We start from the raw sequence: 7,768 nt of genomic DNA on the forward strand, positions 1-7,768 counted from the left end.
GTTCGCCGGTGCCCAGCGCGCGCATCAGCACCTCGGGCTGTACCAGCGTGTCGATGAAGCCGCCGGCCACCGCCAGACCGACGGAGGCGCCGAGCGCGGCGATCGGGTCGTTGGCGGCGCCCGCGCCCCGCGGCGCGAACCGCCCGGCGAACTGCGCCTTCATGTTCTCGCGCACACGCGGGTAGTCCACGTACTGGTTCAGCCGGTCGGCGTCGCGTGCCTGCGCGGCGGCGTGCATGCCGCGCAGCGCCAGGTGCGGCGACCACCACCAGTAGGCGGCGAGCGCGAGCAGGAGCACGAGGGCCGCCGCGGCGGCCAGCTTGGGAAGCGCCGGGCGCCGGGTGTCGTCTTGCATATCGTGTCTTGTGTCCGTTCAGTCGTCCTGCGCCGCGCGTTCCTTGAGCTTCAAGAACTGGTCCGCGATGGCTGCGACCTGGTCGGTCAGGCCGTCTTCCATCAGCTTGGCGCGCTTGAGAATTCTTTCCGCCGAGCGCTGCACGGTGGTGGCGGAGGTGCTGATCTCCTCGAAACCCTCGATGTGCTTGCGCATGCGCTCGATGGCCTTGTCCACCGCGTCGAAGCTGGCGGCGTCCTGCTTGCCGTGCGTGGCGGCGCGCACCGACAGCGCATGGGCCACCATCAGCGCGGCCTGCAGCCAGGCGTCGCCGGCGGCGTCTTCCGCGTCCCACTTCACCACGATGTCGTGGCCGTAGCGCGCGAACGCGGGAATGCTCGGGCCGGCCGTCTTCGTGGAGTGCACGAAGACGCAGACGCCGGCGCCCCGGTTGCGCCGCGCGATGTCGGCGTCCTGGATGGTGCGGTTCAGGTCGTAGGAGCCGCTCTCCTTGGCCTCGACCACGATGCGCGCACCGGCCGCGACCTTCTCGGGGCCGACCGTGATGATGTGGTCGCCGACCTTGCAGTTGGGAATGACGCCGGTGGTGGCGCCGCAGTCCTGCACCAGGTCGCCCGCGGCCAGCGCCAGGCCGCGCAGGTGGCCGCCCAGCGCCGCCTCGAACTCCAGGCCGTGGCGCGTGCTCTTGGACGCCTCCTCGCGGCGCGCCTGCAGCGCCTGCACGGCGGCGTCCAGCGTGGCGGCCAGCTGGCGCTGGTTGTCCAGCACCGTCTGCTGGTGGTCCTGCAGCATCTTGTACATGCGCTTGAGCGCCGAATTCTCGTTGTCCAGGGACAGCTCGGACGTCAGGCTGCGCTGCGCCGTTTCCACGCGCGCAACCAGGCGCGACAGCGCCGAGTCTTCCTTGTCCAGGCTGAACTCGGCCACCACCTCCTGCATGTTGCGCGACAGCGCATGGCTCAGGTCGCCGTGCTTGGCGGTCAGTTCGGTCAGGAAACGCACCAGGGCGGAGTCCTTGTTGTCCAGGCTGAACTGGCTCAGGATGGCCAGGTTCTGCGCCTGCACCACGCCGTCCAGCGTGCGCTGCAGCATGGTCACCAGCTGGTTCTCGCCGCTCGGGTCCAGCGCCCTGAGCAGCTGGCTGTTCTCGCCGATGAACTGTTCGAACACCCTCGACAGGCTGCCCTCGGCGTCCTTGACCTGCTGGCGCACCACGGTGGCCAGTTCGCCGTCGGCCTTGGCCAGCCGGTTGACGCGCTCGGTGAACATGCCCTGCTGCGGGTCGAAATAGTGGGCCAGCGAGCCGGTCACGCGTTCCTCGAACTTGCCGCGCCAGCTGTTCAGGCGCTCGCCCAGCTGGTCGATCAGCCGGTCGCCCTCGCGACGCACGGTGTCGCTGTCCAGGGTGCCGCGCGCGGCCTTGAGCGACAGCACGCCGACCTTCAGCGCGGTGACGAGAAAGTTGGTGCGCTGCGGGCCGTCGGGGTATTCGGACAGGGCCAGCAGGACTTCGGGGTCGCTGACCGCGAAGGTGACGATGCTGGGCTCGGCGGCGCTGCTGGCAGGGCGGGTCTGGATGGGGGCGATGTCGGGGATGGTGTTCACGCGTTCTCCAAAGGAGTCCGCGCATTATTGCCAAGACGCAGGCACCGCGGGCCGGCCGATGCCCCGGGAATCGCCCGGCCCGCGGATTTTCAGGTGGCCGGCTTGTCGCTCTGCGCCTTCAGGTTGTCCTTCAGCTCCTGCGGCATCGGCGCGCTGAGGTTCACGTTGTTCGGCGGAATCGGCGCCATGAACCACTTGGTGTAGAGCTTCTCGAACTCGCCGCTCTTCATCATGCGGGCAATCACGCCATCCACCAGCGCCTTGAACTTCGGGTCGTCCTTGCGCAGCATGCAGGCATAGGGCTCGACCTGCAGCGCGTCGCCCACCACCTCCCACTCGGCCGGGTTCTTCGACGCGGCCTTCAGGCCGTACAGCAGGATGTCGTCCATGCCGAAGGCGAGCGCCCGGCCCGACTCCACCAGCAGGAAGGACTCCGCATGGTCCTTGCCGTAGACCAGCTGCATGTTCAGGTTCTTGTCGCGGTCGTACTTGCGCAGCACCTGCACGTTGGTGGTGCCGCTGGTGCTGGAGATCGTCTTGCCGGCCAGGTCGGCGTAGTTGCGGATGCCCGAGCTCTTCTTGGCCAGCAGCCGCGTGCCGGTGTAGTAGTAGTTGATGGCGAAGGCCACGTCCTTTTGCCGCACGCTGTTGTTGGTGGTGGAGCCGCATTCGAAGTCCACCGTGCCGTTCACCATCAGCGGGATGCGGTTGGCCGAGGTGATGGCCACGTACTCCACCTCCAGCACCGGCTTGTTCACGGTGCGCTTGATCTCCGCGACGATGGCGTTGGACACGTCCATGCCGAAGCCCATTGGCTTGCCGGGGCCGCCCACGTAGCTGAAGGGAATGGACGATTCGCGGTAGCCGATGCTCAGCTTGCCCCCCTGAGCCACCTTCTGCAAGGTGTCGTCGGCGAGGGCGGCGGAGCTGGCGGCGGCCAGCAGCGCGAGCGACAGCAAGGTTTTGGACATCATGGTCTTCTCCTGAAAGGGTGCGCCATGTTAGCTTCGCACCGACGCGTGGACCTCAGCGTTTTCCGCCATCATCCGGTGCATGGACCCCACGCTCGAACAGAACATGCTGGGCTGGCGCCGCCAGCTGCACCGCATCCCCGAACTCGGTTTCGAGGAGAAGCGGACGTCCGACTACGTGGCCACCCTGCTGCAGGCGCTGGGCCTGGAGGTGCAGCGCGGCATCGGCGGCACCGGCATCGTCGCCAGCCTGCGCTGCGGCAGCGGCACGCGGGCCATCGGCCTGCGCGCCGACATGGACGCGCTGGCGATCCACGAGGCGGCACCGGCGCGCGCGCACGCGTCGCAGTCGCCCGGGCGCATGCACGCCTGCGGGCACGACGGCCACATGGCCATGGTGCTGGGCGCGGCGCACATGCTGGCGCGTTCGCGCGACTTCGACGGCACGGTGCGCTTCATCTTCCAGCCGGCCGAGGAGCACGGGCGCGGCGCTGGCGCGATGCTGGCCGACGGCCTGCTGCGGCGCTTTCCCATCGACGAGATCTACGGCGTGCACAACATGCCGGGCATGCCGCTGGGCCGCATCGCCACGCGCGCCGGCGGCATCATGGGCAGCGAGGACAACTTCGTCATCCAGGTCACGGGCAAGGGCGGGCATGCGGCGCGGCCGCATGCCGGCGTGGACCCGCTGGTGTGCGCGGCGCACATCGTGGTGGCGCTGCAGACGGTGGTGTCGCGCGCCGTCGATCCGGCCGAAAGCGCGGTGGTGTCGTGCACCGAGTTCGTCACCGACGGCATCCGCAACGCGATTCCCACGCACGTGACCATCAAGGGCGACACGCGCAGCTACGCACCGGCAGTGCAGGCGCGGCTGCAGGAGCGCATGCGCTCCATCTGCCTGGGCGTCGGCGCGGCGCACGGCGCGGAGGTGGAGTTCGCGTACACGCACGAATTCGAGCCAACGGTGAACTGGCCGGAGCGCGTGCCCGACGTGGTGGCCGCGGCCATCGCGGTGGCCGGCGCGGAGAACGTGGATGCCGACACGCCGCCGCAGATGATCTCGGAGGACTTCGGCGCCTTCCTGCGCGAGGTGCCGGGCGTGTTCTCGTTCCTGGGCAACGGCGCCGCGGGCGAGGAGGGCGGTGTTCCGCTGCACAACGCCAGCTACGACTTCAACGACCGGCTGCTGGGGACAGGTGCGCGCTTTCTGGCGCAGATTGCGCGTACGCGCTTGCCGGTTTAGGTGAAGCTACTCACCACAACCCCGTCTCCACCCGAATCGCCACCTCGCAGTCGTCGAAGATCTCCAGCTTGACGATGCGCACGCGCACGCCCAGCACGCCGGGCAGCTGCATCAGCCGGTGCGCCAGCTTGCCGATCATCGATTCCAGCAGGTTCACGTGTTCGGCGGTGCACTCGTCGATGATGATCTTGCGCACCTTGCGGTAGTCCAGCACGTGCGAGATGTCGTCGTCGCTGGGCTGCAGCGGCTGCGTGCCGAGGTTGAGTTCCGCGTCCACCAGAATCGGCTGCGGCGCGGTCTTCTCGTGGTCGAGGATGCCCAGAGCGGCGTCGAAGCGCAGCCCGGTGAGCGTGAGGATCTGGGTGCCGGCTTTCAACATGGGGCCCTACATCAAGGAAAAATCGCGCGCGAAGTGCAGCATGTGCTGGCCGCCGTCCACCAGCAGCGTGGTGCCGGTGATGGATTCGTTCTCCAGCGCGAAGCGCACCGTGGCCGCCACGTCCTGCGGCGTGGACGACCGCCCCAGCGGCGACAGCCGGTGCAGCTGCTCGAATTTTTCCTGCGACAGCATGTGACTGGTGAGCGTGAGCCCCGGCGCCACGCCCACCACGCGCAGCCGCGGCGCCAGCGCCAGCGCCAGCGCGTTGGTGGCCGCATGCAAGGCCGCCTTGGACAAGGTGTAGCTGAGGAAGTCCGGGTTCGGGTTCCACAGCTTCTGATCCAGAAGGTTCACCACCGCGCCCGTGCCGTCGCGCGCCGCGACGTGCGCATGCAGCGCCTGCGCCAGCAGGATGGGTGCGGCGGCGTTGGTGCGCATGTGGGCTTCGAGCGCGGCGCCGCTGAAGCTGGCCGCATCGTCATGCTCGAACAGGGATGCGTTGTTGACCACCGCGTCGAGCCGGCCGAAGCGCGCCACCACCTGCGGTACCAGCGCGCGCGCCGCGGCTTCGTCGGCGATGTCGGCCTGGAAGGCATCGCACTGCCATCCGGCGGGCACCGCCTGTGCGCAGTCCCGCACCGTCTGCTGCGCATCCGCGGCGGAGCCGCGGTAGTGCACGGCCACCTGCCAGCCGCCCGCCGCGAGCGCCAGCGCGATCTCGCGGCCCAGCCGGCGCGCGGCGCCGGTGACCAGCACGGTGCGCGGATGTGGAGAGGTGGAAGGGTCGCTCATTCGCGGACAATCGGAGGGTGCAGGACGATCAAACGACAAGTGTAGCGAGCGCCTTGAAGGCGCTCATCGCGCAGGCGGTGGCGCGCGACGGCGGCTGGCTGCCGTTCGACCGCTTCATGGCGCTGGCGCTGTACGCGCCGGGGCTCGGCTATTACGCGAACGCCTCGCGCAAGTTCGGCGCCATGCCGGCGTCGGGCAGCGACTTCGTCACCGCGCCGGAGATGACGCCGCTGTTTGGCCGTGCATTGGCCGCGCAGCTGGGCGAAGCGCTGCAGCAGACGCGGACCCATGAGCTCTGGGAATTCGGCGCCGGCTCGGGCGCACTGGCCGCGCAGCTGCTGCAGGCGCTGGATGCGAATGCCGTGCGGCGCTACGTCATCGTCGAGCTGTCGGCCAGCCTGCGCGCCCGGCAGCAGCAGGCCCTGGCCGCGCACGCCGGCCGCGTGCAGTGGCTGAGCGAGTTGCCGGAACGCTTCGAAGGCGTGGTGCTCGGCAACGAGGTGCTGGATGCGATGCCGGTGAAGCTGCTGGCGCGCATTGGGGGCGCGTGGCACGAGCGCGGCGTGGTCGCCGCGGACGGCGCGCTGCGCTTCGAGGACCGCCCGACCGCGCTGCGCCCGCCCCTCGAGATCGAGGGCCCGCACGATTACCTGACCGAAATCCATCCGCAGGCCGAGGCCTTCGTGCGCACGCTGGCCGACCGGCTCACGCGCGGCGCCGCCTTCTTCCTCGACTACGGTTTTCCGGAAGCCGAGTACTACCACCCGCAGCGCCACATGGGCACTTTGATGTGCCACCGCGGCCACCTGGCCGACCCCGATCCGCTTGTGGATCCGGGCCTGAAGGACATCACGGCCCACGTCGATTTCACCGGCATCGCCGTGGCCGCGCAGGAAGCCGGGCTGGCCACGCTGGGCTACACCAGCCAGGGCCGCTTCCTCGTCAATTGCGGGCTGGCCGCGCAGCTGGCCGACGCCGGCTTGCCCGACCGCGTGGCCGGACAGCGCCTGATCGCCGAGCACGAAATGGGCGAGCTGTTCAAGGTGCTGGCGCTGCACAAGGGCGCGTACTGGGACGCGCTGGGTTTCGGCCAGGGCGACCGCACGCACACGCTTTGAGCGGCCACATGCCAGCCGTGTTGTGCGGCACACTCGCTGCATGATCCGCTGGTTCATCGTCGTCTTCCTGGCCCTCATGCTGATCAACTGGCTGACGCCGGCGCTGCAGCGGCTGGGCTTCGGCAGGCTGCCCGGCGACCTGCGCTTCAAGCTGTTCGGCCGCGAGTGGAACGTGCCGCTGGCCAGCACCATCCTGCTGAGCCTGTTGGCCAGCACCCTTGCCAAATTCATCTGAACGCATGAAAGCCTGCATCGACATCGGCGGAACGAAAGTCGCGGTCAGCCTCAACAGCGGCGCCGGGCTGGAGCTGGTGGCCCGCCGCACCGAACCCACCGCCAAGACCGGCCCGCACGATGCGCTGGCCAAACAGGTGATCCGCCTGGTGGACGAGGCCTGCGCCGAAGCCGGCGTCGCGCCCGGCCAGGTGCAGCGCGCCGGCGTGTCGTCCTGCGGGCCGTTCGTGCTGCGCGGCGGCCTGGTGGAGCTGGCCGCGCCCAACATCTGCGGCGGCCTCGCCGGGCCGGAGCGCGGCCTGCCCAACGACTGGATGACGGCCTTGCTGGAGGCGCCGCTGCGCGAGCGCTTCGGCGCAGTGCGCGTGGAGAACGATTGCGTGGCCGCGCTGGAGGCCGAGCGCAACTGGGGCGCGCTGCAGGGCGTGGACCACTGCGCCTACGTGACCTGGAGCACCGGCATCGGCATGGGGCTGTGCACCGACGGCCGCGTGCTGCGCGGCAAGAACGGCAATGCCGGCCACGCCGGCCACATGTTCGTGAGCGACAACGACGACGCGCTGTGCGGCTGCGGCAACGTGGGCGACGTGGAGGCCCTGATCGCCGGCAACGCGATGGAGCGCCGCTTCGGCGCCGGCGCCGCCACGCTGCTGCGCAACGCGCAGGCCGGCGACGCCCGCGCCGTTGCCACGGTGGACGCGCTGTGCCGCATCATGGGCCGCGCGCTCTACAACCTGATCGTGGTGCTGGACCTGCAGCGCATCAGCCTGGGCGGCAGCGTGTTCTGGAACAACCGCGACTATCTGCTGCCCAAGCTGCAGGCGGAAATCGCGGGCAAGCTGCCGTCGCTGACGGCGGGTTGCGAGCTGGTGCCAGCCGGGCTGGCCGACCGCGTTGGGGACTACGCGGCGCTGGCGCTGCTGGTCTGATCAGCGCAGCGCTTCCCTGACCGCTTCCACCCGCGCCGCATGGATCGCCTCGCCGATCTGCGGACCCGCCGCGCCGCGCTCGCGCGCCGCGGCCGCGATGCCGGCTGTCTCGACCGAGAGCGCGGCCCGCAGCGCCTGCATC

Annotated in this window: 9 protein-coding genes and 1 pseudogene; 4 read left to right on the plus strand and 6 right to left on the minus strand. The window is 69.7% G+C overall.

Annotation, left to right across the window (positions count from 1 at the left end; genetic code table 11):
* From H0U68_RS20690 to H0U68_RS20700, 3 genes are all read right to left on the minus strand, one after another.
* Positions 1-355 (minus strand): DUF2939 domain-containing protein (locus H0U68_RS20690; RefSeq protein ID WP_296358790.1); only part of this gene is annotated, 355 nt, incomplete at its 3' end.
* Positions 356-373: 18 nt separating this feature from the next.
* Positions 374-1,960, minus strand: a complete 1,587-nt coding sequence (locus tag H0U68_RS20695; protein ID WP_296358791.1) for a hypothetical protein — start codon at positions 1,958-1,960, stop codon at positions 374-376.
* An 89-nt stretch (positions 1,961-2,049) separates the two neighbouring features.
* Positions 2,050-2,934 carry a transporter substrate-binding domain-containing protein gene (locus H0U68_RS20700; protein WP_296358792.1) on the minus strand — a complete coding sequence of 295 codons (885 nt, stop codon included), beginning with the start codon at positions 2,932-2,934 and terminating at the stop codon, positions 2,050-2,052.
* Between the two features lie 79 nt (positions 2,935-3,013).
* On the opposite strand from H0U68_RS20700, the gene H0U68_RS20705 reads away from it, so the two are divergent.
* Positions 3,014-4,174, plus strand: a complete 1,161-nt coding sequence (locus H0U68_RS20705; protein ID WP_296358793.1) for a M20 aminoacylase family protein — start codon at positions 3,014-3,016, stop codon at positions 4,172-4,174.
* Between the two features lie 10 nt (positions 4,175-4,184).
* On the opposite strand, the gene H0U68_RS20710 is transcribed toward H0U68_RS20705, so the two are convergent.
* Complete coding sequence (locus H0U68_RS20710) at positions 4,185-4,553, minus strand: dihydroneopterin aldolase (RefSeq protein WP_296358794.1); 369 nt, start codon at positions 4,551-4,553, stop codon at positions 4,185-4,187.
* A 6-nt stretch (positions 4,554-4,559) separates the two neighbouring features.
* Positions 4,560-5,345 (minus strand): SDR family oxidoreductase, encoded by a 786-nt coding sequence (locus tag H0U68_RS20715; protein ID WP_296358795.1) that lies wholly within the window; start codon positions 5,343-5,345, stop codon positions 4,560-4,562.
* Between the two features lie 53 nt (positions 5,346-5,398).
* Between H0U68_RS20715 and H0U68_RS20720 the strand changes: the two genes are divergently transcribed.
* The 3 genes from H0U68_RS20720 to H0U68_RS20730 are packed head-to-tail and all read left to right on the plus strand — an operon-like array spanning position 5,399 to position 7,626.
* Positions 5,399-6,463: an SAM-dependent methyltransferase gene (locus tag H0U68_RS20720; protein ID WP_296358796.1), complete on the plus strand. Its 1,065-nt coding sequence runs from the start codon at positions 5,399-5,401 to the stop codon at positions 6,461-6,463.
* A 40-nt stretch (positions 6,464-6,503) separates the two neighbouring features.
* Positions 6,504-6,698 carry a DUF2905 domain-containing protein gene (locus H0U68_RS20725; RefSeq protein WP_296358797.1) on the plus strand — a complete coding sequence of 65 codons (195 nt, stop codon included), beginning with the start codon at positions 6,504-6,506 and terminating at the stop codon, positions 6,696-6,698.
* Between the two features lie 4 nt (positions 6,699-6,702).
* Positions 6,703-7,626, plus strand: a complete 924-nt coding sequence (locus H0U68_RS20730; RefSeq protein WP_296358798.1) for an ROK family protein — start codon at positions 6,703-6,705, stop codon at positions 7,624-7,626.
* Here H0U68_RS20730 and H0U68_RS20735 read toward each other — a convergent pair.
* Positions 7,627-7,768, minus strand: a pseudogene (locus H0U68_RS20735) (multifunctional CCA tRNA nucleotidyl transferase/2'3'-cyclic phosphodiesterase/2'nucleotidase/phosphatase); the annotation flags it as partial. It abuts the gene before it with no gap.

The organism is Ramlibacter sp., from assembly GCF_013697775.1.
In the GTDB taxonomy this organism is placed as follows: Bacteria; Pseudomonadota; Gammaproteobacteria; order Burkholderiales; family Burkholderiaceae_C; genus Ramlibacter.